The organism is Streptomyces sp. NPDC045695 (assembly GCF_056432025.1).
Map to the genome: position 1 here is coordinate 299,563 of NZ_JBWKJU010000008.1, position 22,646 is coordinate 322,208.

Genomic DNA, 22,646 nt, shown 5'->3' on the forward strand with positions numbered 1-22,646 from the left:
GGAGGATGTCGTGAGCGACACACAGACCTATCTCGAGAACCGCCCGCCCAGCGTGGCGGCGCTCTTCCTTGAGCGCGTCGCAGCGACGCCCGACGACGAGGCCTACCGGTACCCGGTGCCCGCGACGGGCGGCCAGGGCGCCACAGACGACTGGAAGTCGCTCAGCTGGGGTCAGGCGGCCGAGCGCGTCTTCGCCATCGCCGCCGGGCTGATCGCCCTCGGCCTGGAGTCGGAGCAACGCGTCGCGCTCTCCTCCAACACCCGGGTCGACTGGATCCTCTCCGACCTCGGCGTGATGTGTGCCGGCGGCGCGGTCACCACCATCTACCCCAGCACGAACGCCGACGAGTCGGCCTTCATCCTCGCGGACTCCGAGAGCCGGGTGCTCATCGCCGAGGACGCGAAGCAGCTGGCGAAGGCGCGCGAGCGCCGCGCCGACCTGCCGCACCTCGCCCACGTCGTGGTCCTGGACGCCGCCGACGCCGTCGCCGCCGCGGGCGACCCCGAGGGCTGGGTGCTCTCGCTCGTCGATCTGGAGGCGAGCGGCAAGGAGTACCTCGCCAAGCACCCCGAGGCGGTCAAGGAGCGGATCGCGGCGATCACCTCCGACCAGCTCGCCACCCTCATCTACACCTCCGGCACGACCGGCCGCCCCAAGGGCGTCCGGCTGCTGCACGACAACTGGTCGTACCTGGCCAAGGCCATGGTCGCCACCGGCCTCATCCACAAGGACGACGTCCAGTACCTGTGGCTGCCGCTGGCCCACGTCTTCGGCAAGGTACTGACCTCCGGGCAGATCGAGGCCGGCCACGTGACCGCCGTCGACGGCCGCATCGACAAGATCATCGAAAACCTGCCGGTCGTGCAGCCGACGTACATGGCGGCCGTTCCGCGCATCTTCGAGAAGGTGTACAACGGCGTGGCCGCCAAGGCCCGCGCAGCCGGCGGCGCCAAGTACAAGATCTTCCAGTGGTCGGTCGGCGTCGCCCGCGAGTACGCCAAGGTCACGCAGGACAACTACCGCCGCACCGGCCGCGCGAGCGCCCCCTTCGGCCTCACAACCAAGCACAAGATCGCGGACGCGCTCGTCTACTCCAAGCTCCGCGAGGCCTTCGGCGGCAAGCTCCGCGCGGCCGTCTCCGGCGCCGCCCCGCTGGCGCCGGACATCGGCTTCTTCTTCTCCGGCGCGGGCATCCACATCCTGGAGGGCTACGGCCTGACGGAGTCCAGCGCGGCCTCCTTCGTCAACCCGGGCGAGGCCTACCGCACCGGCACCGTCGGCAAGCCGCTCCCCGGCACCGAGGTCCGCATCGCCGACGACGGCGAGATCCTGCTGCGCGGCCCCGGCATCATGCAGGGCTACCACCAGCAGCCCGACAAGACCGCCGAGGTCCTGGAATCCGACGGCTGGCTGCACACGGGAGACATCGGCGAGCTCTCGGCCGACGGCTACCTGCGCATCACCGACCGCAAGAAGGACCTGATCAAGACCTCGGGCGGCAAGTACGTCGCCCCGGCGGAGATCGAGGGCCAGTTCAAGGCGATCTGCCCGTACGTGTCGACCATCGTCGTGCACGGCGCCGACCGGAACTTCTGCTCGGCCCTGATCGCGCTCGACCAGCCGTCGATCATGGTCTGGGCGGCCGAGAACGGGCTGGAGGGCAAGACGTACGGGCAGGTGCTGGCCGCGCCGGAGACCGTGCGGCTCATCGAGACGTACGTGCAGACCCTCAACGAGGGCCTGCAGAGGTGGCAGACGATCAAGAAGTTCCGGCTGCTACCGCGCGATCTCGACGTCGAGCACGGTGACCTCACGCCGAGTCTGAAGCTGAAGCGTCCGGTGGTCGAGCGTGAGTTCAAGCACCTGATCGAGGAGATGTACGAGGGGTCGCGCGAGGCCTGACGCCTGCCGCGGGCTCGGCGGGGTGGGGTGGTGGGGCCGCGCTCCTCGGACCCTGCCCTGCCCTGCCGGGCCGTGGCTGCCTGCCGTGCGGGCCGTGTGCCGGGGCTCCGCCCCGGACCCCGCGCCTCAAACGCCGGCGGGGCTGAAGATCGGGGCTCGGCCCCGGACCCCGCGCCTCGAACGCCGGTGGGGCTGGATGGGCCGCCGGCGGGGCTGGATGTGCCGCCGACGAGGGTGGATGTGCGCCCGGTGGCCGGAGGGCGGGCGGTGGGGACGGAACGGTGCGGGACAATGGGGGTATGCCTTCCGCACTGCCCGACGGTGAACCCATGCCCGAAGACGGCTCGCTGCCGTCGCACGCCCTGGTGGGTGCGGGGGAGCGGCCGCTCGGGTTCTACCTGCACGTCCCGTACTGCGCCACGCGCTGCGGGTACTGCGACTTCAACACCTACACGGCCACCGAGCTGCGGGGTACCGGCGGCGTGCTCGCCTCCCGGGAGAACTACGCCGACACCCTGATCGACGAGGTCCGCCTCGCCCGCAAGGTGCTCGGCGACGACCCGAGGGCCGTCCGTACCGTCTTCGTGGGCGGCGGCACGCCGACGCTGCTGCCCGCCGGGGACCTCGTACGGATGCTCGCGGCGATCCGGGACGAGTTCGGCCTGGCCGAGGACGCCGAGATCACCACCGAGGCCAATCCGGAGTCCGTCAATCCGGCCTACCTGGCCGAGCTGCGCGCCGGTGGCTTCAACCGGATCTCCTTCGGCATGCAGAGCGCCAAGCAGCACGTCCTGAAGGTGCTCGACCGCACGCACACGCCGGGACGGCCGCAGGAGTGCGTCGCCGAGGCGCGCGCGGCCGGCTTCGAGCACGTCAACCTGGACCTGATCTACGGGACCCCGGGCGAGTCCGACGAGGACTGGCGGGCGTCCCTCGCGGCGGCGCTGGGCGCCGGGCCGGACCACATCAGCGCCTACGCGCTGATCGTGGAGGAGGGCACGCAGCTGGCGCGGCGGATCCGCCGGGGCGAGGTCCCGATGACGGACGACGACGTGCACGCCGACCGGTACCTGATCGCGGACTCGGTGATGGCCGAGGCCGGCTACTCCTGGTACGAGGTCTCGAACTGGGCCACCTCGCAGGCCGGGCGCTGCCTGCACAACGAGCTCTACTGGCGCGGCGCCGACTGGTGGGGCGCCGGGCCGGGAGCGCACTCGCACGTGGGCGGGGTGCGCTGGTGGAACGTGAAGCACCCCGGCGCGTACGCCGCCGCCCTGGCCGAGGGCCGCTCCCCGGGCGCCGGACGCGAGCTCCTCTCGCAGGAGGACCGGCGGGTCGAGCGGATCCTGCTGGAGCTGCGCCTGGTGGACGGCGTCCCGTTGTCGCTGCTCGCGCCCACCGGGCTCGCGGCGTCCCGCCGCGCCCTGACGGACGGACTGCTGGAGCCCGGCCCGTATGAGGCCGGGCGGGCCGTGCTGACCCTGCGCGGGCGGCTGCTGGCCGACGCGGTGGTCCGGGACCTGGTCGACTGACCAGATCCCGAGGGGAGGGTCAGCCCGGGTAGTTCTCCCGCCAGGGCTGGTAGTACGGGTTGTCCTGGCACTCGTTCATGATCTCGACCTTGCGCACCTTGTCGACCGGGCAGACCGCGACGATGAAGGAACGGTCGATGCCACCGGGGAAGGCGACCTCCACCTGGGAGGCCCACTTGTGGGTGTCGCCGATGGTCTGGTTGACGTCCACCCCGCCGGGGGCGTCGATGTAGTAGTTCCAGCCGCTCTTCCACCACGTCTTGTACAGGTCGTGGTCGTAGGTCGTGGAGACGTACGGGGAGGGCTGGTTGACCAGTACGTACTGCTCGATGTCGTACTGCCCGGTGAGCGTGTCCTTCGGGTGGAAGCCCTCCTCGAAGACGGTCGACGGCGGACGGCTGTCGGCCCGGTAGAGCTGGTTGCAGTTGGTGCGCCAGGCGGGGGCCGGGGTGATGCGGTCCAGGTCGGCCCGCTGGTCGGCGGCGGCGAAGAGGTGGTCCTCGACGAGCGGGCAGGAGTTCGCCGGAGCGGCGTGCGGGGCGGCCGCGGGGGCCGCGTTGGCGGAGGCGGACGGGAGGAGCGCGGCGGCGAGCGCGGCGGCGACGGCGAAGCGCCGCCACAAGGCAGAGGTGATCATGATCAGCACCCTTGCCCCGCGTGGTCGGCAGTACACGCACTGTCACCCGAAGGTGAGTGTGTGCCGGCCCTGCCTTGACGCCCCGCCCCACCAGACTTTCCCTAGGGAGCCGTCACGAAGTCGATGAGCTCCTCGACACGGCCCAGCAGGGTCGGCTCCAGATCGCGGTACGAGGTCACCCGGGACAGGATGTGCTGCCAGGCGGCCCCGGTGTTCTGCGGCCAGCCCAGGGCCCGGCAGACGCCCGTCTTCCAGTCCTGGCCGCGCGGGACCACCGGCCATGCCGCGATCCCCAGCGCGGACGGCTTCACGGCCTGCCAGACGTCCACGTACGGGTGGCCCACGACCAGCACGTCCGGCGAGGTCACCGACGCCGCGATGCGGGACTCCTTCGAGCCCGGCACCAAGTGGTCCACCAGGACCCCCAGGCGGGCGTCGGGGGCCGGGGCGAACTCCGCCACGACGGCCGGGAGGTCGTCGACGCCCTCCAGGTACTCCACCACGACGCCCTCGATGCGCAGATCGTCACCCCAGACCCGCTCCACGAGCTCCGCGTCGTGCCGGCCCTCGACGTAGATCCGGCCCGCCCGGGCCACCCGGGCCCGCGCGCCCGGCACGGCGATCGACCCGGACGCCGTACGGGAGGGCGCGGACGGGCCCCGGGAGGGGCGGACCAGGGTGACGACGGCGCCCTCCAGCAGGAAACCCCGCGGCTCCATCGGGAACACCCGCCGTTTGCCGAAGCGGTCCTCCAGGGTCACCGTCCCCGCCTCGCAGGCCACCACCGCGCCGCAGAAGTCCGTACCCGCCACCTCGACCACCAGGTCGGGTTCGGCCGGCACCTGCGGCACGGCCGCGGGTCGCTTCCACTGCGGGGTCAGGTCGGGGGAGTACTCGCGCATCCGGCCGACACTAGGAGAGCCGCGGGCGTCATGCCCCCGACACGCCGAAACGGGCGGCCAGTGTGGCGCGTTGCGCACGCACGAAGTCCGCCCCGACCACCGCACCGTGACCCGGCACGTACAGCGCGTCGTCCCCGCCCAGCGACAGCAGCCGGTCCAGGGCGGCGGGCCACTGCCCGGGCACCGCGTCCGGGCCCGCCAAGGGCTCGCCCGACTCCTCCACCAGGTCCCCGCAGAACACCACCTCGCGCTGGCCCGGCACGAAGACCGCCAGGTCGTGACCGGTGTGCCCGGGCCCCACATTGGCCAGCAGCACCTGCACCCCGCCCAGCTCCAGCGTCCACTCGCCCGACACCGGATGCCCGGGCGCCACCAGCAGGTCCACCGCCTCGGCGGCCTCCGCCGGCGCCAGCCCGTGGCGCACCGCGTCCGCTCGCAGCTCGTCGCGGCCGGACGACAGCAGCGCGGCCAGTCCGACCGCCCCGAACACCTCGGCCCCGGAGAAGGCCGCCGCGCCCAGGACGTGATCGAAATGACCGTGCGTGAATGCGATATGGGTCACGCGCCGACCCGTCAGGCGCTCGGCCTCGGCCCGCACCTGCGCGCCCTCCCGCACGCACGAACCGGGATCCACGAGGAGCACCGAATCGTCCCCCACCACCAGTCCCACCGTGCAGTCCCACACCGGGAGCCGTCGCCGGCCGGCCCGTCCGGTCAGCCGTTCCCAGCCCGCCTCTTCCCAATGCACGTCCATACGGCGACGCTACCTGGCGGGCCTCCCTTGCCAGGGGCTCACCGCCCGGCCGTACACTGAGCGGGGGATGTCTGGCACTCGAACGCCCAGAGTGCCAACGACCACGGCAGTAACGACCACGGCCGTACACGGCAACGGACCACAGCTGGAGGTGTGCGCATGCTCAGCGAACGCAGACTCGAAGTGCTGCGCGCCATCGTCCAGGACTACGTCGGGACGGAGGAGCCGGTCGGCTCCAAGGCGCTCACCGAGCGGCACCGGCTCGGAGTCTCGCCCGCCACCGTGCGCAACGACATGGCCGTGCTGGAGGAGGAGGGCTACATCGCCCAGCCCCACACCAGCGCCGGCCGGATCCCCACCGACAAGGGCTACCGCCTCTTCGTCGACCGGCTGGCGGGGGTCAAGCCGCTGTCGACGCCCGAGCGGCGGGCCATCCAGAACTTTCTCGACGGCGCGGTCGACCTCGACGACGTCGTCGGGCGTACGGTGCGGCTGCTCGCGCAGCTCACCCGTCAGGTCGCGGTCGTCCAGTACCCCAGCCTGACCCGGTCGACCGTCCGGCACGTGGAGCTGCTCTCGCTGGCTCCCGCGCGCCTGATGCTCGTACTGATCACGGACACCGGCCGCGTCGAACAGCGGCTGATCGACTGCGCGAGCCCCTTCAGCGAGACCTCGCTGGCCGACCTGCGCGCCCGGCTCAACAGCCGCGTCGTCGGCCGGCGCTTCACCGATGTGCCCCCACTCGTCCAGGACCTCCCCGAATCCTTCGAGGCCGAGGACCGCGGCACCGTCTCCACGGTGCTGTCGACCCTCCTCGAAACCCTGGTCGAGGAAGCGGAGGAGCGGCTGATGATCGGCGGTACCGCCAATCTCACCCGCTTCGGACACGATTTTCCCCTGACGATCAGGCCGGTGCTCGAAGCGCTGGAGGAGCAGGTCGTGCTCCTCAAGCTGCTGGGCGAGGCCAACGAGTCGGGAATGGCCGTACGGATCGGGCATGAGAACGCCTACGAGGGACTGAACTCCACGTCGGTCGTCTCGGTCGGTTACGGTTCGGGCGGCGAAACAGTCGCCAAACTCGGCGTGGTCGGACCGACCCGCATGGACTACCCCGGAACGATGGGAGCGGTACGCGCAGTGGCACGTTACGTCGGACAGATCCTGGCGGAGTCGTAAGTGGCCACGGACTACTACGCCGTTCTCGGCGTGCGCCGCGACGCATCGCAGGACGAGATCAAGAAGGCCTTCCGGCGCCTCGCGCGTGAACTCCACCCGGATGTGAATCCGGACCCGAAGACGCAGGAGCGCTTCAAGGAGATCAACGCGGCCTACGAGGTGCTCTCGGACGCCCAGAAGAAGCAGGTCTACGACCTCGGCGGCGACCCGCTGTCCGCCTCCGGCGGTGGCGGCGGCGCGGGCGGTTTCGGGGCGGGTGGCTTCGGCAACTTCTCCGACATCATGGACGCCTTCTTCGGCCAGTCCTCGCAGCGCGGCCCGCGCTCGCGGACCCGGCGCGGCCAGGACGCCATGATCCGCCTCGACCTGGAACTGGACGAGGCGGCCTTCGGGACCACCAAGGACATCCAGGTCGACACGGCCATCGTCTGCACCACCTGCTCCGGCGAGGGCGCGGCCCCCGGTACCTCGGCGCAGACCTGCGACATGTGCCGCGGCCGCGGCGAGGTCTCGCAGGTCACCCGGTCCTTCCTGGGCCAGGTCATGACCTCGCGCCCCTGCCCGCAGTGCCAGGGCTTCGGCACCGTGGTCCCGACCCCGTGCCCCGAGTGCGCGGGCGACGGCCGGGTCCGCTCCCGCCGCAGCCTCACGGTCAAGATCCCGGCCGGTGTCGAGAACGGCACCCGCATCCAGCTCGCGGGTGAGGGCGAGGTCGGCCCCGGCGGCGGCCCCGCCGGCGACCTGTACGTGGAGATCCACGAGCTGCCGCACCCGACGTTCCAGCGGCGCGGGGACGACCTGCACTGCACGGTGACCATCCCGATGACGGCGGCCGCGTTGGGCACCAAGTGCCCGCTGGAGACGCTGGACGGGCTGGAGGAGATCGACATCCGGCCCGGCACCCAGTCCGGCCAGGCGATCCCGCTGCACGGGCGCGGCGTGACCCACCTGCGCGGGGGCGGGCGCGGTGACCTGATCGTCCACGTCGAGGTCACCACCCCGAGCAAGCTGGACGCCCAGCAGGAGGACCTGCTGCGCCAGCTGGCGAAGCTCCGCGGCGAGGAGCGGCCCACCGGCCAGTTCGCGCCGGGTCAGCAGGGGCTGTTCAGCCGCCTGAAGGACGCGTTCAACGGCCGCTGACCGGCCCTTGAGCACCGCCACGAGCCCGGCCCGGGGATTCCCCGGGCCGGGCTCGCCGCATCGGGCCGGAGCCGGCCGGATGCGGACCGGACGAGGACCGGACGAGGACCGGACGAGGACCGGAGGGCGGTCGTCCGTCACCTCGGGAAGCGGACTATGCCAGGCGAATGCCGTGATTCGGCCCGCTGAGCGGGACATGGCACGATGCAGTCCATGTCCATGTCCACGGCACCGAACGGTCTCTCCCCCCACCCGATCGTGCAGGCTCCCATGGCGGGCGGCGGCTCGGGACCGCAGCTGGCCGCGGCCGTGTGCGAGGCGGGCGGACTGGGCTTCCTGGCCGGTGGCTACAAGACCGCCGACGGGATGTACCAGGAGATCAAGCAGCTGCGGGCGCTGACCCGGCGCCGCTTCGGCGTCAACCTCTTCATGCCGCAGACCGGTTACGTGGACCCGGCCGCCGTCGAGGCGTACCGCGGGCAGCTGGCGGGGGAGGCGAGCTGGTACGGGATCTCCCTCGCCGACGAGGAGATCATCGGCACCAGCGACGACGGCTACGACGCCAAGCTCGCCATCCTCCTCGAAGACCCGGTCCCGGTCGTCTCCTTCACCTTCGGCTGTCCCCCCTCCGCGACCCTCGCCGCCCTGCGCAAGGCCGGTACGTACACGGTCGTCACGGTGACCTCCGACGACGAGGCCCGTACCGCCCAGCAGGCGGGCGCCGACGCCGTCTGCGTCCAGGGCGTCGAGGCCGGCGGCCACCAGGGCACCCACCGGGACGACCCGCAGGCGGACGGCACGGCCGCCGTGGGGCTCCTCGCGCTGGTGGCGCAGGTACGGGAGGCCGTGGCCCTCCCGATCATCGCCGCGGGCGGCCTGATGCGGGGCGCGCAGATCGCGGCGCTGCTGGCGGCCGGTGCGGAGGCGGCGCAGCTCGGGACGGCCTTCCTGGCCTGCCCGGAGTCGGGCGCCGCCCCGGAGCACAAGAAGGCGCTGACGGATCCGCTGTTCGTCCGCACCGAGCTGACCCGGGCCTTCTCCGGACGGCCGGGGCGGGGGCTGGTGAACCGCTTCATGCGCGAGCACGGGCCGTACGCCCCGGCCGCGTACCCACAGGTCCACCACCTGACCTCGGGGCTGCGCAAGGCGGCCGCCGCGGCCGGGGACGCGCAGGGCATGGCCCTGTGGGCGGGCCAGGGCCACCGGCTGGCGCGGGCGCTGCCGGCCGGGGAGCTGGTGGAGGTGCTGGCGGCCGAACTGGCCGAGGCACAGAGCACGTTGAAGACCAGACAGATGAGGAGTGCGTCATGACGGCCCCGGTGTTCGTGGTCGAGGAGGTCCCGGCGGGACCGGAGTTCGTCCTGGACGGTCCGGAGGGCCGGCACGCGGTGTCCGTGAAACGGCTGAACCCGGGCGAGGCGGTGGTCCTCACGGACGGTCGCGGCGGCTGGGCCGAGGCCGTCGTCAAGGCCGCGGAGGGCAAGGACCGGCTCGTCGTGGCCGTCTCCTCGGCCGGACAGGAACCGGAGCCGCCGGTCCGCATCACGGTGGTCCAGGCCCTGCCCAAGGGGGACCGGGGCGAGCTGGCCGTCGAGACGATGACCGAGACGGGCGTGGACGCGATCGTGCCCTGGCAGGCGTCGCGCTGCATCACGCAGTGGCGCGGCGACCGGGGTGCCAAGTCCCTGGCGAAGTGGCGGGCCACGGCCCGGGAGGCGGGCAAGCAGTCCCGCCGGGTGCGTTTTCCGGAGGTGGCCGAGGCTATGTCCACCAAGCAGGTGGCGGCGCTGCTGGCCGGCGCCGACCTGGCGATGGTGCTCCACGAGGACCGCGACACCCCCTCCGGGGCCCTGGCCACGGCCGAGCTCCCGCAGAGCGGCTCCGTGGTGCTCGTGGTCGGTCCGGAGGGCGGGGTCTCCCCGGAGGAACTGGCCGTCTTCGCCGAGGCGGGCGCCCGCCCCTACCGCCTGGGCCGCTCCGTCCTGCGCACCTCCACGGCCGGAACGGCCGCCACCGCCGTGCTCCTGGCCCGCACGGGCCGCTGGTCCTGACCCGCTGGGTCTGAAGGGGACGCCCGCGGCAGCGCCCCGCTGGATACGATGCCCGAACCGATCAACGTCACGGAAGGCGAAGCAATGGCCGGGGAACCGCAGGCCGACTGCCTGTTCTGCAAGATCGTCGAGGGGCACGTCCCCGCGGACGTGGTCCGGGAGAGCGAGACCACGATCGCCTTCCGGGACATCAACCCGCAGGCGCCCACGCACGTGCTCGTCATCCCCAAGGCGCACTACCCCGACGCGGCCTCCCTGGCCGCCGCCGAGCCGGGCGTCGTCGCCGACATACTGACCGAGGCCGGGCGGATCGCCGCCGACGAGAAGATCGACGACCACGGCTACCGGGTCATCTTCAACACCGGCGCCGGCGCCGGCCAGACCGTCTTCCACGCGCACCTGCACGTCCTCGGCGGCCGCGGCCTCCAGTGGCCCCCCGGCTAGACGGACGTGTCCGTACGCGAGTTCGTGGTCCTGGGCACCGCGAGTCAGGTGCCCACCCGCCACCGCAACCACAACGGCTACCTCCTGCGCTGGGACGGCGAGGGCATCCTCTTCGACCCGGGCGAGGGCACCCAGCGCCAGATGCTGCGCGCCGGGGTGGCCGCGCACGACATCAACCGGATCTGCATCACCCACTTCCACGGTGACCACAGCCTCGGCCTCGCCGGGGTGATCCAGCGGATCAACCTCGACCAGGTCCCGCACCCCGTCACCGCGCACTACCCCGCCTCCGGGCAGAAGTTCTTCGACCGGCTGCGGTACGCCACGGCCTACCGGGAGACCGTGCCGCTGCGCGAGGAACCGGTGGCCCGGGACGGGGCGCTGGCGCAGGGGACCTCGTACGTCCTGGAGGCCCGGCTGCTCTCGCACCCGGTGGAGTCCTTCGGCTACCGGATCACCGAGCCCGACGGGCGGCGCGTGGTGCCCGAGCTGCTCGCCCGGCACGGGATCAAGGGGCCGGACGTGGGCCGGATCCAGCGCGAGGGCCGGCTGGGCGAGGTCACCCTCGACGAGGTGAGCGAGCCGAGGCCCGGACAGCGGTTCGCGTTCGTCATGGACACCCGGCTGTGCCCCGGCGTGGACGCACTCGCCGAGGGCTGCGACATGCTGGTGATCGAGTCGACCTTCCTCGACGAGGACGAGCGGCTCGCCACCGACCACGGCCACCTCACCGCGGGGCAGGCGGGGCGCGTGGCGCGGGACGCGGGGGTGCGCCACCTCGTGCTGACGCACTTCTCGCAGCGCTACACCGACCCGGCGGAGTTCGAGCGCCAGGCCCGCGCGGCGGGATACGAGGGCGAGCTCACGGTGGCCGCGGACCTGGTGCGCGTGCCGCTCCCGAAGCGGGGCTGAGGCCGGGCGGCGCCGCCGCCGGGGCGCCGCCCCCGGCGGGCCCGGTCCCCGGCACGCCGACGGCTGGACCGATGGATGATCTGGGCCACACTGGGTTTGGTCCTGTCGCGCGTGGGCAGGGCTGCCAGCTTTCCGCCGGAAACCCATCGGGGAGTAGACGTGACCAGTAGGGACTACGACAGCCGCTCAGCCCCGGTGGACCCGCTCGGTCCGCTGCGCGATCCCCAGGAACCGGGCTGCGACGTCTTCCTGACCGGCACGGTCTTCCTCGACATCATCTTCACGGGCCTGGACTCCGCGCCGGTACGCGGTACGGAGTCCTGGGCGCGCGGCATGGGCTCCAGCCCCGGCGGCGTCGCCAACATGGCCACCGCCCTGGCCCGGCTGGGCCTGCGCACCTCGCTGGCCGCGGCCTTCGGGGACGACCACTACGGCGAGTACTGCTGGGACGCCCTCGAACAGGGCGAGGGCATCGATCTGTCCATGTCGCGGACCATCCCCGGCTGGCACAGCCCCGTCACGGTCTCCATGGCCTACGAGGGCGAGCGCACGATGGTCTCGCACGGCCACGAGGCCCCGCCCCCGGCGGGCCCCGGCCCCTTCCCCCAGTGCCCGCCCAGAGCCCGTGCGGCCGTGGCCTCGCTGGGGCCCGGCCGCGGCGAGGAGTGGATCGGTGCGGCCGCCCGGCGCGGCTCGCGCGTCTTCGCCGACGTGGGCTGGGACGAGAGCGGGCGGTGGGACCTGGGGGCCCTGGCCGACCTGGAGCACTGTGAGGCCTTCCTGCCGAACGCGGGCGAGGCCATGCGCTACACGCGGACCGACTGCCCGCGGGCGGCGGCCCGGGCGCTGGCGCGCAAGGTGCCGATCGCGGTGGTGACCATGGGCGCCGAGGGCTCGTACGCGGTGGACGGGCGGACGGGGGAGACGGCGGAGGTCCCGGGGATCATCGTGGACGAGCTGGACCCGACGGGCGCGGGGGACGTGTACGTGGCGGGCTTCGTCACCGGCACCCTGGCGGGCTGGCCGCTGGCGGACCGGCTGGCCTTCGCCGGGCTGACGGCGGCCCTGTCGGTCCAGGAGTTCGGCGGCTCCCTGTCGGCCCCCGGCTGGCCCGAGGTGGCCCACTGGTGGCGGGCCGCCCCCGACGCGCTGCACGGCCGGTACGGCTTCCTGGACGACCTGATCCCGCCGGGCTCGACCCCGGCCGCACGCCGCCGGGCGGTGCCGACGATCGGATTCCGGCACTCTGCGTGACCCCTGGTTCCACGGAGCCGAAAACCTCTCGGGGAAGCGGCTGCGGAGACGTAGGCTTGGTACTCCGGAGGTCGTCGAACGGCGCGGCCCCTCAGCGGGAGGTATGTGCAGGCCACAGTGCCGGCCCATGACTCAGACACCGACAGCCCACATTCGCCCCCAGCGCCCCGAGGGCGAGGGGGGACGCCCAGCGCCGGGGCAGGCGCGAGCCCACTTCACCGTGCCGGCCAGGCACCCGATGGTGACCGTGCTCGGTTCGGGTGACGCCCTGTTGCGCGTGATCGAGAAGGCCTTTCCGAAGGCCGACATCCATGTTCGGGGCAATCAGGTCAGCGCGATCGGTGCGGCGACGGAAGTCGCCCTGATCCAGCGCCTGTTCGACGAGATGATGCTGGTGCTCCGCACCGGGCAGCCGATGACGGAGGACGCAGTGGAACGCTCGATCGCCATGCTCAAGGCGAGTGAGAACGGCAACGGCCCGGACGAGACGCCCGCCGAGGTGCTCACCCAGAACATCCTCTCCAGCCGCGGCCGCACCATTCGGCCCAAGACCCTCAACCAGAAGCGGTACGTCGACGCGATCGACAGGAACACGATCGTCTTCGGCATCGGTCCCGCGGGCACGGGCAAGACCTACCTCGCCATGGCCAAGGCGGTCCAGGCGCTGCAGTCCAAGCAGGTCAGCCGGATCATCCTGACCCGTCCCGCGGTCGAGGCGGGGGAGCGGCTCGGCTTCCTGCCGGGCACCCTCTTCGACAAGATCGACCCGTACCTGCGCCCGCTCTACGACGCGCTGCACGACATGATCGACCCGGACTCGATCCCCCGCCTGATGGCGGCGGGCACGATCGAGGTGGCCCCGCTGGCCTACATGCGCGGCCGCACGCTCAACGACGCCTTCGTCGTCCTCGACGAGGCGCAGAACACGACCGCCGAGCAGATGAAGATGTTCCTGACCCGGCTCGGCTTCGACTCGAAGATCGTCGTGACCGGTGACGTCACGCAGATCGACCTGCCGGGTGGCGCCAAGAGCGGTCTGCGCCAGGTCCAGGAGATCCTCGACGGGGTGGTCGACATCCACTTCTCGCGGCTCACGTCCGAAGATGTCGTCCGCCACAAGCTGGTCGGCCGTATCGTCGACGCGTACGAGAAGTACGACGACAGCCAGCCGGCCCCGAACGGCCATCAGCGGAAGTAGAGCTCAGCGCACCATGTCGATCGACGTCAACAACGAGTCCGGAACCGAGGTCGACGAGCAGGCGATCCTCGACATCGCCCGCTACGCGCTCACCCGGATGCGGATCCACCCGCTCTCGGAGCTCTCCGTCATCGTCGTCGACGAGGCGGCGATGGAGCAGCTCCACATCCAGTGGATGGACCTGCCCGGCCCCACCGACGTCATGTCCTTCCCGATGGACGAGCTCCGTCCGCCGACGAAGGACGACGAGGAGCCCCCGCAGGGGCTCCTCGGCGACATCGTGCTCTGCCCCGAGGTCGCGAAGAAGCAGGGTGAGGACGCCCCCACGCAGCACTCCATGGACGAGGAGCTCCAGCTCCTGACCGTCCACGGGGTGCTGCACCTGCTCGGCTACGACCACGAGGAGCCGGACGAGAAGGCCGAGATGTTCGGTCTCCAGGCGGCCATCGTCGACGGCTGGCGCGCCGAGCGCGGCATCACCGGCCCGTCCCCGGCGCCGACCGTCTCGTGAACGCACCTCAACTGATCACCGGAGCGGTGCTGCTGGTGGTCGTGGCCTGGTTCGCGGCGTGCGCCGAGTCCGGGATCGCCCGCATCTCGAGCTTCCGCGCGGAGCAGGCCGTACGCGAGGGCCGGCGGGGCAGCGAGAAGCTCGCCCAGGTCGCCGGCGACCCCACCCGCTACCTCAACGTGGCGCTGCTGGTCCGCGTCACCTGTGAGATGGCGGCGGGGGTGCTCGTCACCTACGTCTGCCTCGACGAGTTCGGCGAGAACTGGACCGCGCTGCTCGTGGCGATCGGCGTCATGGTGCTCGTCTCCTTCGTGGCCGTGGGCGTCTCCCCGCGCACGATCGGCCGCCAGCACCCGCTGAACACCGCGACGGCGGCGGCGTACGTGCTCGTGCCGCTGGCCAGGGTCATGGGACCGATCCCCCAGCTGCTGATCCTCATCGGCAACGCGCTCACGCCCGGGAAGGGCTTCCGCAAGGGGCCCTTCGCCTCCGAGGCCGAGCTGCGCGCGATGGTGGACCTCGCGGAGAAGGAGTCGCTGATCGAGGACGACGAGCGGCGGATGGTCCACCAGGTCTTCGAGCTCGGGGACACCCTGGTGCGCGAGGTGATGGTGCCGCGCACCGATCTGGTGTGCATCGAGCGGTACAAGACGGTCCGTCAGGCGACCACGCTCGCGCTGCGGTCCGGTTTCTCGCGCATCCCGGTGACCGGGGAGAACGAGGACGACATCGTCGGGATCGTGTACCTGAAGGACCTGGTCCGCAAGACCCACATCAGCCGCGAGGCCGAGGCCGACCTGGTCTCGACGGCGATACGGCCGGCCGTCTTCGTGCCGGACACCAAGAACGCGGGCGACCTGCTGCGCGAGATGCAGCAGGTGCGCAACCACGTGGCCGTCGTCATCGACGAGTACGGCGGCACGGCCGGCATCGTCACCATCGAGGACATCCTGGAGGAGATCGTCGGCGAGATCACCGACGAGTACGACCGGGAGCTCCCGCCGGTCGAGGACCTGGGCCATGACCGCTACCGGGTGACCGCACGGCTGGACATCACCGACCTCGGCGAGCTGTTCAAGGTCGAGGCCTTCGACGACGAGGACGTGGAGACGGTCGGCGGGCTGCTGGCCAAGGCGCTGGGCCGGGTGCCGATCGCGGGCGCCTCGGCGGTGCTGGAACTGCCCGACGGGCGTCCGCTGCGGCTGACGGCGGAATCCCCGGCGGGGCGCCGCAACAAGATCGTGACGGTGCTGGTGGAGCCGGTGGCCGCGACCCCGGGCGAGGGCGAGGAGGGCGAATGACGCCGGAACAGCTGCGGGAGTTCTGCCTGAGCTTCAACGCGGCGGTGGAGGAGTTCCCCTTCACGCCGGAGACCTCGGTGTTCAAGGTCCTGGGGAAGGTGTTCGCGCTCAGCGCGCTGGACGCCGCGCCCCTGAAGGTCAACCTCAAGTGCGAGCCGGAGCTCGCGGTGCGGCTGCGCGCCGAGCACGAGGCGATCGTGCCCGGCTGGCACATGAACAAGCGGCACTGGAACACGGTGACCGTGGGCGGCCTGCCCGATGCCATGGTCCGCGAGCTGGTGGAGGACTCCTACGACCTGGTGGTGGCGGGTCTGCCGCGAGCGGAGCGGTTGCGCCTCGACCGGCCGTGACCTGACCATATGCTTTCGCCCATGAGCGAGAGCACGGGGATCGACCCCGAGGACAGCAAGATCATCACGTTGGCGCGCAGCGCCCGGGCGCGCAACGGCGTGCCCGAGGGGGCCGCGGTGCGGGACGAGACGGGCCGTACGTACGTCGCCGGGACGGTGGACCTCGACTCCCTGAAGCTAAGCGCGCTGCAGACCGCGGTGGCGATGGCGGTGGCGAGCGGTGCCCGGTCCCTGGAGGCCGCCGCCGTCGTCAGCGCGGCCGACGCCCCCGCGGACGCGGACCGCGCGGCCGTGAGCGACCTCGGCGGACCGGACACCCCGGTCCTGCTGGCGGCGCCGGACGGCACCCTGAAGTCGACGACGCCCGCGGGAGTCTGACCCTCGGGGGAGCCCGCCGTGTGCCGTGCCGGCGGCTCTGTGGGCCGGTTCCGGCGCGGCCGTTGCCCTCCCGGGCCGGGCCGGGTCGGGTCGGGGTGGGGCCGGTTCCGCCGGAACCGGGCGCGCCGTTGCCCTCCCGGGCCGGGCCGGGTCGGGAGTTGGCCGGTTCCGCCGGAACCGGGCGCGCGCCGGGGCGTCTCCTCGGGCGCCGAACGTGCGAGGGGTCGGGGATTGCGGCCTTGTTGTGTTCGACTCCCTGCGGGGACGCCCCGGCACACACCCGGCCCCGTCGGAACCGGCGGCTGTCTCAGCCCGCCGGGCACATCCAGCCTCGCCGGGTGGCAATCAGCCTCGCCGGCGATTGAGGCGGACACCCCCTGGACGACAGGGCCTAGCGGCGCCGGATCACCATCGCCATCGTCGCGGCCATCGCGCACAGCGCGCCCGAGGCGTACCAGACGACGTCGTAGGAGCCGGTGAGGTCCCGGACCGCGCCGCCCAGGAAGGCCACCACCGCCGCGCCGACCTGGTGCGAGGCCAGGACCCAGCCGAAGACGATCGCCCCGTCGTCCCCGTAGTGCTCCCGGCACAGCGCGATCGTCGGGGGGACGGTCGCGACCCAGTCCAGGCCGTAGAAGACGATGAAGAAGATCAGCGGCGGCCGTACCGACGGCGCCAGCAGCATCGGCAGCAGGATCAGCGACACCCCGCGCAGGGCGTAGTAGACGGCCAGCAGCCGCCGGGCCTCGAAGCGGTCCGTGAACCAGCCCGACGCCACCGTGCCGACCACGTCGAACACGCCGATCACCGCCAGCAGCCCGGCCGCCGCCGTCACCGGCATGCCGTGGTCATGGGCGGCGGGGACGAAATGGGTCCTGACCAGCCCGTTGGTGGAGGCCCCGCAGATCGCGAAGGTGCCCGCCAGCAGCCAGAACGGGCCGGTACCGGCCGCCCGGAACAGCACCGTCAGCGCCCGGCGGGCCGCACCCGGGACGGGCGCCGGCTTGGCCGTGTACGTGCCCCCGTACGGCGCGAGCCCCACGTCCGCAGGGTGGTCGCGCAGCAGCAGCCAGACGAAGGGGACGACGGCCAGCGCCGCCAGGGAGACCGTCACCGCCGCCGGGCGCCAGCCGTGGCGCTCCACCAGCCAGGCCAGCAGCGGCAGGAACACCAGCTGGCCCGAGGCCCCCGCCGCCGTCAGGATGCCCGTGACCAGGCCGCGCCGGGCGGTGAACCAGCGTCCGGTCACCGTCGCCGCGAACGCCAGGGCCATCGAGCCGCTGCCCAGGCCCACCAGTACGCCCCAGTACAGCACCAGCTGCCAGGAGGCGGTCATCCACACCGTGGCCACCGATCCGCCCGCGATGACGAGCAGGGCCAGCGCCACGACCCGGCGGATGCCGAAACGGTCCATCAGGGCCGCCGCGAAGGGCGCGGTGAGCCCGTACAGCGCGAGGTTCACCGAGACGGCGAGGGCGATGGTGCCGCGCGACCAGTCGAACTCCGCATGCAGCGGCTCGATGAGCAGCCCGGGCAGGGAGGCGAAGCCGGCGGCGCCGACGATCGTCACGAAGGCGACGGCCGCGACGAACCAGGCGCGGTGCACGCGTCCGGGCCGGCGCGGGGCCCGCGGGGTACCGGGCGAGGCGGAGGCGGGGCCGGTGGGGGCGGTGGAGGCTGTCTGGGTCACGCAGACAGCCTCCGGTCCACGGCGTCCCGTACGACAGTGGCCTGACTGTCACCCTTCGATACGATCGGGCCATGGAGCCCGAGCCGCACGCCCACCGCGTCGTCGTCCTCGCCCTCGCCGGGCTGCTGCCCTTCGAGCTCGGCATCCCGCACCGCATCTTCGGCCGTGCCAAGGACCCGGCCGGGCGGCCGCTCTACGAGATCCTGACCTGCGCGCTCGCCCCCGGCCCGGTGCGCACCGACGCCGACTTCGCCATCCAGGTGGAGCACGGTCCGCAGCTGCTGGCCACCGCCGACACGGTGGTGGTCCCGGCCTCCTACGAGCTGGGCCCCGTCCACGAACACGGCAGGCTGACCGACGAGCTCGCCGCCGCCCTCGCGCACATCCGGCCCGGCACCCGCCTCGTCTCCATCTGCACCGGCGGTTACGTGCTGGCCGCCGCCGGGTACCTCGACGGCCGCCCCGCCACCACCCACTGGGCCAGCGCCGAGCACTTCCAGAGGCTGTTCCCGGCCGTACGGGTCGACCCCGGGGTGCTCTACACCGACGACGGTGACGTGCTGACCTCCGCCGGGGTCGCCGCCGGCATCGACCTGTGCCTGCACGTGGTGCGCCGCGACCACGGGGCGGCCGTAGCCAACGAGGTGGCCCGGCGGACCGTCGTGCCGCCGCACCGCGACGGCGGGCAGGCGCAGTTCATCGAACGTCCGGTGCCCGAGCCGCAGCTCGCCACCACCACGGCGGCCCGCGCGTGGGTGCTGGACCGGCTGCACGAGCCGCTCAGGCTCAGCGACATGGCCCGTCAGGAGGCCATGTCCGTACGGACCTTCACGCGGCGCTTCCGGGAGGAGTCGGGCGTCAGCCCCGGCCAGTGGATCCTGGGACAGCGGGTGGGGCGGGCCCGCAGGCTGCTGGAGCAGACGGACCTCTCCATCGAGCGCGTGGCGCGCGAGAGCGGCTTCGGGACGGCGCAGTCGCTGCGCAAACACGTGCAGGCGGCCCTGGGGGTGAGCCCCACGGCCTACCGGCGCACCTTCAGGGCCGCGGGCCACCCCGCCATCTCCTGATGGGCCATCAGATAGTGCCGGGTCCGTGCATTGACTTCTCCCGCCGCCCGCTCGTCAATGGCCCCCTGTCGGCGGGACGCGAACCCAGGGGGCGGGCGGTGCGAACAGGGGCGCGCAGCAGAAGACGGTGGGCGGCCGTCGGCATGGCCGTGCTCGCGGCCGCGGGCGGCGGCGCGCTCGGCGCACCGGCGGCCGCCGAAGGGGAACCGCCGCCGCCGGGCCTGATCGACTTCCCGACGCAGTGCCTGCCGCCCCAGGAAGCCGGACTTCCGCCTGCCGACGGGCCGACCACCGCCCGGATCAGCGTCGACGACCCCGCCCCGCGGGTCGGTGACACCGTCACCGTGACCTACCGGGTCCTGCGGAGCCCCGCCGTGAACCCGGTCGGCGGCCCCCTGCCCGCCGACACGCTGACCCCGACCGGGCGGATCCTCCTCGCCGGCGCCCAGAGCGGCGAGGTCACCGTGGTCGGCGCCCGGCGCAACGACCCCGTGGAACCCGGCGCGCCCCTCCCCGCCGTCGTCATGACCGGCACCTTCACCGTCACCGCGCCCGGCGAGATCACCCTCGCCCCGGGCGCCTACACCCTGCACACCAGCCATCTGCTGGACCTCGACACCACCTGCACCCCGGCCGCCCCGTCCGCCGTCCCCGCCGGTGAACGCCTGACCGCCGCCGAGCTGCCCACGGCCAACCTGCGCAGCGTCTTCCTCGCCTCGGCCCACGGAAGGCCGGGCGCCGAGGTCGAGGTGACGGCCGCCGGATTCCCGCCGGGCGCCGCCGTGACGGTGGCGGGGCGGGCGGGAGCCGCCGAGACCACCGACCGGGTGACCGCCGTCGCCGACGCTCTGGGCACGGCCGTGGTCGGGCTGCCGGTCACGGACCGGGCCACCACCTCCGTCGTCGCCTACGAGGGGGCGGCCTGGTCCGCGCGGCGCGGCTCCGGCCCGGCCGCGTACACGGTCGTCGTCGCCACCGGGCCGCCGCCCGGCGCCCTGACGGTCACCGCGACCGTGGAACCGGGCGCCCTCGGCATGACCCAGACGAGCCAGGACATCGCCCTGGGCGCGGTCCCGTACGGCGCGGGCGGCGCCGCCTCCGGCCGGATCGGCACCGTCACCGTCACCGACGGCCGCGGCGGCCCGGCCGGCTGGTCCCTGACCGGCAAGGTCACCGACTTCCGCGGGCCGGGCGGGGTCCGCATCCCGGGCGCCTCCCTGTCCTGGACCCCGTCGTGCGCGGCGGCCGCGGGCAGCGCGAGCCCCTGTACGCCGGGCAGCGCGGGCGTGGTCGGCCCGGACGGCGCGGTGCTCGCCTCGACGCCGGACGCGCCGCTGGTCGGCGGGACCTTCACGATCGACGCCACGGTCACCCTCCAGGTCCCGCGGTACACCCCACCCGGCGCGTACTCGGCGGTGCTGACCCTGACGTTGTCGTGACGGGGCGCGCAGCGGCAGCCCGTGCCGGGGCGGCGCTGCTGATGGGGGCCGCGCTGGCCCTCGTACTGCTGCCCGCCGGGACGGCCGCCGCCGCGGACGACGGCCAGTGGTCCGTCCTGCCCGCCGCGACGGGCGTCGGGCAGCGGCCGTACTTCCACCTCGCCGCCGCCCCCGGCCAGAGCGCCGCCGACGCCGTCACCCTCGTCAACCGCACCGACCGGCCCCGCACCTTCCGGCTGTACGCGGCCGACGCGTACACCACCGCCCGGGACGGCGGCTTCGCCCTCCGCGGCCCCGACGAGCCGCGCCGGGCCGTGGCCGCGTGGGCGCACCTCGACCGGGAGCGCGTGACCGTACCGGCCCGGGGGTCGGTCAGGGTCGCCTTCACCCTCACCGTCCCCGACCGGGCCGAACCCGGCGACCACCCCGGCGCCGTCGTCGCCCTGGAGGACGGGCCCGCCACCGCCGCAGCCGCCGCCCCCGGGATCGGCGTACGGCAGGCCGTCGCCGCACGCCTGTACCTGCGGGTCACCGGCCCGACCGCCCCCGCCCTCGCCGTCCGCGACGTACGGGCCACCCGCGCCGGCGCCGGCGCCGAGGTTTCCTACACCCTCCACAACGTCGGCAACGTCACCCTGCGCCCCCGGGCCACCCTCACCGCCTCCGGGGCACTCGGCCGCCGGCTGCTCACCCGCGAGCTCACCGCCCTGCCCGCCGAACTGCCGCCGGGTCAGCAGGTCCGGCTCACCACCCGCTGGGAGCGTCCTCCCGCCGCGGAATGGGCCACGCTGACCGTGCGCGCCCGGGCCGACGGAACCACAGCTCAGAGCCGTGCGGTCCACGCCGCGCACCCCCGGCTCACGCCTGTGCTCGCCCTCACCGCGGTGATCTGGTCGGCGCTGGGAGCGGCATCGGGGAGAATGGCCCGTATGAGCGATCGTTCCCCCGAGTCCACCGCCCCGCACCGTGCGGGCTTCGCCTGCTTCGTCGGCCGCCCCAATGCGGGAAAGTCGACCCTCACCAACGCACTCGTGGGCACCAAGGTCGCGATCACCTCCAACCGGCCGCAGACCACCCGCCACACCGTCCGGGGCATCGTGCACCGCCCCGACGCCCAGCTCGTCCTCGTCGACACGCCCGGCCTGCACAAGCCGCGCACCCTGCTCGGCGAGCGGCTCAACGACGTCGTACGGACCACCTGGGCCGAGGTCGACGTGATCGGCTTCTGCCTGCCGGCCGACCAGAAGCTCGGCCCCGGCGACAAGTTCATCGCCAAGGAGCTGGCGGGGATCAAGAAGACCCCCAAGATCGCCATCATCACCAAGACCGACCTGGTCGAGTCCAAGGTGGTGGGCGAGCAGCTCATCGCCGTCCACCAGATGGCCCAGGAGCTGGGCTTCGAGTGGGCCGAGATCGTGCCCGTCTCGGCGGTCGGTGACAGCCAGGTCCAGCTGCTGGCCGATCTGATCGCGCCGCTGCTGCCGGAGAGCCCGCCGCTGTACCCGGAGGGCGACCTCACCGACGAGCCCGAGATGGTCATGGTCGCGGAGCTGATCCGCGAGGCCGCGCTGGAAGGCGTACGGGACGAGCTCCCGCACTCCATCGCCGTGGTCGTCGAGGAGATGATCCCGCGGGAGAACCGCCCGGCCGACCGGCCGCTGCTCGACATCCACGCCAACGTCTACATCGAGCGGCCGAGCCAGAAGGGCATCATCATCGGCCCGAAGGGCTCCCGCCTCAAGGAGGTCGGGATGAAGTCGCGCAAGCACATCGAGGCGCTGCTCGGGACCCCGGTCTTCCTCGACCTGCACGTGAAGGTCGCCAAGGACTGGCAGCGGGACCCCAAGCAGCTCCGCAAGCTCGGCTTCTGACCTGGAGGGTGTCCCCGGGGTCATCCCCTCAGGGACACCCGCTAGTGACCTGGTCTTGAGTTCCCGGCTCGCCTCATGAGTCGTGTTCTGTTTCAGATTTTGGGCTTTGCCTGACGGGTCTGGTGTCGGTGCGCTG

General features: G+C 72.9%; 21 protein-coding genes. 17 read left to right on the forward strand and 4 right to left on the reverse strand.

The genetic code is table 11. From position 1 onward, the window contains the following. Positions 1 to 10: 10 nt before the first annotated feature. On the forward strand, positions 11 to 1,903 hold the full coding sequence (locus AC07DU_RS17390; protein WP_479112138.1) for an AMP-dependent synthetase/ligase: 1,893 nt from the start codon (positions 11 to 13) through the stop codon (positions 1,901 to 1,903). A 299-nt stretch (positions 1,904 to 2,202) separates the two neighbouring features. After that, the gene (hemW, locus tag AC07DU_RS17395; RefSeq protein ID WP_479035397.1) at positions 2,203 to 3,435 is read left to right on the forward strand and encodes a radical SAM family heme chaperone HemW; all 1,233 of its coding nucleotides are present in this window, start codon (positions 2,203 to 2,205) and stop codon (positions 3,433 to 3,435) included. A 19-nt stretch (positions 3,436 to 3,454) separates the two neighbouring features. Here hemW and AC07DU_RS17400 read toward each other — a convergent pair whose 3' ends face one another. The 3 genes from AC07DU_RS17400 to AC07DU_RS17410 all read right to left on the reverse strand — a co-directional run bounded on the left by AC07DU_RS17400 (position 3,455) and on the right by AC07DU_RS17410 (position 5,728). Further along, on the reverse strand, positions 3,455 to 4,072 hold the full coding sequence (locus AC07DU_RS17400) for an ADP-ribosyltransferase (RefSeq protein ID WP_360892973.1): 618 nt from the start codon (positions 4,070 to 4,072) through the stop codon (positions 3,455 to 3,457). Positions 4,073 to 4,173: 101 nt separating this feature from the next. Then, a complete protein-coding gene (locus AC07DU_RS17405; protein WP_453285613.1) occupies positions 4,174 to 4,974 on the reverse strand; it encodes a DUF3097 domain-containing protein in 801 nt (266 codons plus the stop codon). Positions 4,975 to 5,002: 28 nt separating this feature from the next. Next, on the reverse strand, positions 5,003 to 5,728 hold the full coding sequence (locus tag AC07DU_RS17410; protein ID WP_360892977.1) for an MBL fold metallo-hydrolase: 726 nt from the start codon (positions 5,726 to 5,728) through the stop codon (positions 5,003 to 5,005). 159 nt (positions 5,729 to 5,887) lie between these two features. On the opposite strand from AC07DU_RS17410, the gene hrcA reads away from it, so the two are divergent. The 12 genes from hrcA to AC07DU_RS17470 all read left to right on the forward strand — a co-directional run bounded on the left by hrcA (position 5,888) and on the right by AC07DU_RS17470 (position 16,443). Beyond that, positions 5,888 to 6,904, forward strand: a complete 1,017-nt coding sequence (hrcA, locus tag AC07DU_RS17415) for a heat-inducible transcriptional repressor HrcA (protein ID WP_360892980.1) — start codon at positions 5,888 to 5,890, stop codon at positions 6,902 to 6,904. Beyond that, entirely contained in the window at positions 6,905 to 8,044 is a 1,140-nt protein-coding gene (gene dnaJ, locus AC07DU_RS17420) for a molecular chaperone DnaJ (protein WP_360892983.1), read from the forward strand. 219 nt (positions 8,045 to 8,263) lie between these two features. Then, positions 8,264 to 9,355: a nitronate monooxygenase gene (locus AC07DU_RS17425; protein ID WP_360893080.1), complete on the forward strand. Its 1,092-nt coding sequence runs from the start codon at positions 8,264 to 8,266 to the stop codon at positions 9,353 to 9,355. Then, entirely contained in the window at positions 9,352 to 10,095 is a 744-nt protein-coding gene (locus tag AC07DU_RS17430) for a 16S rRNA (uracil(1498)-N(3))-methyltransferase (protein WP_360892986.1), read from the forward strand. Before AC07DU_RS17425 ends, AC07DU_RS17430 begins: the two co-directional genes overlap by 4 nt. Positions 10,096 to 10,179: 84 nt before the next feature. Continuing rightward, complete coding sequence (locus AC07DU_RS17435) at positions 10,180 to 10,539, forward strand: histidine triad nucleotide-binding protein (RefSeq protein ID WP_360893083.1); 360 nt, start codon at positions 10,180 to 10,182, stop codon at positions 10,537 to 10,539. Positions 10,540 to 10,545: 6 nt separating this feature from the next. After that, positions 10,546 to 11,451: a ribonuclease Z gene (locus AC07DU_RS17440; RefSeq protein WP_479112141.1), complete on the forward strand. Its 906-nt coding sequence runs from the start codon at positions 10,546 to 10,548 to the stop codon at positions 11,449 to 11,451. A 159-nt stretch (positions 11,452 to 11,610) separates the two neighbouring features. After that, positions 11,611 to 12,705 (forward strand): PfkB family carbohydrate kinase, encoded by a 1,095-nt coding sequence (locus tag AC07DU_RS17445; RefSeq protein WP_453371473.1) that lies wholly within the window; start codon positions 11,611 to 11,613, stop codon positions 12,703 to 12,705. Positions 12,706 to 12,832: 127 nt separating this feature from the next. After that, the gene (locus AC07DU_RS17450) at positions 12,833 to 13,903 is read left to right on the forward strand and encodes a PhoH family protein (protein WP_479112143.1); all 1,071 of its coding nucleotides are present in this window, start codon (positions 12,833 to 12,835) and stop codon (positions 13,901 to 13,903) included. Between the two features lie 13 nt (positions 13,904 to 13,916). Further along, the gene (ybeY, locus tag AC07DU_RS17455) at positions 13,917 to 14,414 is read left to right on the forward strand and encodes an rRNA maturation RNase YbeY (protein ID WP_360892996.1); all 498 of its coding nucleotides are present in this window, start codon (positions 13,917 to 13,919) and stop codon (positions 14,412 to 14,414) included. Next, positions 14,411 to 15,715 (forward strand): hemolysin family protein, encoded by a 1,305-nt coding sequence (locus AC07DU_RS17460; protein WP_360893000.1) that lies wholly within the window; start codon positions 14,411 to 14,413, stop codon positions 15,713 to 15,715. Before ybeY ends, AC07DU_RS17460 begins: the two co-directional genes overlap by 4 nt. Continuing rightward, positions 15,712 to 16,065 (forward strand): MmcQ/YjbR family DNA-binding protein, encoded by a 354-nt coding sequence (locus tag AC07DU_RS17465; RefSeq protein ID WP_360893002.1) that lies wholly within the window; start codon positions 15,712 to 15,714, stop codon positions 16,063 to 16,065. The genes AC07DU_RS17460 and AC07DU_RS17465 overlap by 4 nt, the downstream gene beginning before the upstream one ends. Positions 16,066 to 16,074: 9 nt before the next feature. After that, positions 16,075 to 16,443, forward strand: coding sequence for a cytidine deaminase (locus tag AC07DU_RS17470; protein WP_453285604.1), 369 nt, complete (start codon positions 16,075 to 16,077; stop codon positions 16,441 to 16,443). 391 nt (positions 16,444 to 16,834) lie between these two features. On the opposite strand, the gene AC07DU_RS17475 is transcribed toward AC07DU_RS17470, so the two are convergent. Then, a complete protein-coding gene (locus AC07DU_RS17475; protein ID WP_479112145.1) occupies positions 16,835 to 18,133 on the reverse strand; it encodes an MFS transporter in 1,299 nt (432 codons plus the stop codon). A 71-nt stretch (positions 18,134 to 18,204) separates the two neighbouring features. On the opposite strand from AC07DU_RS17475, the gene AC07DU_RS17480 reads away from it, so the two are divergent. From AC07DU_RS17480 to era, 3 genes are all read left to right on the forward strand, one after another. Further along, positions 18,205 to 19,200: a GlxA family transcriptional regulator gene (locus AC07DU_RS17480; RefSeq protein WP_479112147.1), complete on the forward strand. Its 996-nt coding sequence runs from the start codon at positions 18,205 to 18,207 to the stop codon at positions 19,198 to 19,200. A gap of 143 nt (positions 19,201 to 19,343) precedes the next feature. After that, the gene (locus AC07DU_RS17485; RefSeq protein ID WP_479112149.1) at positions 19,344 to 20,639 is read left to right on the forward strand and encodes a beta-xylosidase; all 1,296 of its coding nucleotides are present in this window, start codon (positions 19,344 to 19,346) and stop codon (positions 20,637 to 20,639) included. 920 nt (positions 20,640 to 21,559) lie between these two features. Next, on the forward strand, positions 21,560 to 22,510 hold the full coding sequence (gene era / locus AC07DU_RS17490; protein WP_479035495.1) for a GTPase Era: 951 nt from the start codon (positions 21,560 to 21,562) through the stop codon (positions 22,508 to 22,510). The last annotated feature ends 136 nt before the right edge of the window (positions 22,511 to 22,646 follow it).

Bases quoted from the DNA above. Each gene is read 5' to 3' on its own strand.
- hemW (WP_479035397.1), top strand. From the start codon at position 2,203: ATGCCTTCCGCACTGCCCGACGGTGAACCCATGCCCGAAGACGGCTCG.
- AC07DU_RS17400 (WP_360892973.1), bottom strand. From the start codon at position 4,072: ATGATCACCTCTGCCTTGTGGCGGCGCTTCGCCGTCGCCGCCGCGCTC.
- AC07DU_RS17405 (WP_453285613.1), bottom strand. From the start codon at position 4,974: ATGCGCGAGTACTCCCCCGACCTGACCCCGCAGTGGAAGCGACCCGCG.
- AC07DU_RS17410 (WP_360892977.1), bottom strand. From the start codon at position 5,728: ATGGACGTGCATTGGGAAGAGGCGGGCTGGGAACGGCTGACCGGACGG.
- hrcA (WP_360892980.1), top strand. From the start codon at position 5,888: ATGCTCAGCGAACGCAGACTCGAAGTGCTGCGCGCCATCGTCCAGGAC.
- AC07DU_RS17425 (WP_360893080.1), top strand. From the start codon at position 8,264: ATGTCCACGGCACCGAACGGTCTCTCCCCCCACCCGATCGTGCAGGCT.
- AC07DU_RS17430 (WP_360892986.1), top strand. From the start codon at position 9,352: ATGACGGCCCCGGTGTTCGTGGTCGAGGAGGTCCCGGCGGGACCGGAG.
- AC07DU_RS17435 (WP_360893083.1), top strand. From the start codon at position 10,180: ATGGCCGGGGAACCGCAGGCCGACTGCCTGTTCTGCAAGATCGTCGAG.
- AC07DU_RS17450 (WP_479112143.1), top strand. From the start codon at position 12,833: ATGACTCAGACACCGACAGCCCACATTCGCCCCCAGCGCCCCGAGGGC.
- ybeY (WP_360892996.1), top strand. From the start codon at position 13,917: ATGTCGATCGACGTCAACAACGAGTCCGGAACCGAGGTCGACGAGCAG.
- AC07DU_RS17465 (WP_360893002.1), top strand. From the start codon at position 15,712: ATGACGCCGGAACAGCTGCGGGAGTTCTGCCTGAGCTTCAACGCGGCG.
- AC07DU_RS17470 (WP_453285604.1), top strand. From the start codon at position 16,075: ATGCTTTCGCCCATGAGCGAGAGCACGGGGATCGACCCCGAGGACAGC.
- AC07DU_RS17480 (WP_479112147.1), top strand. From the start codon at position 18,205: ATGGAGCCCGAGCCGCACGCCCACCGCGTCGTCGTCCTCGCCCTCGCC.
- AC07DU_RS17485 (WP_479112149.1), top strand. From the start codon at position 19,344: ATGGCCGTGCTCGCGGCCGCGGGCGGCGGCGCGCTCGGCGCACCGGCG.
- era (WP_479035495.1), top strand. From the start codon at position 21,560: ATGGCCCGTATGAGCGATCGTTCCCCCGAGTCCACCGCCCCGCACCGT.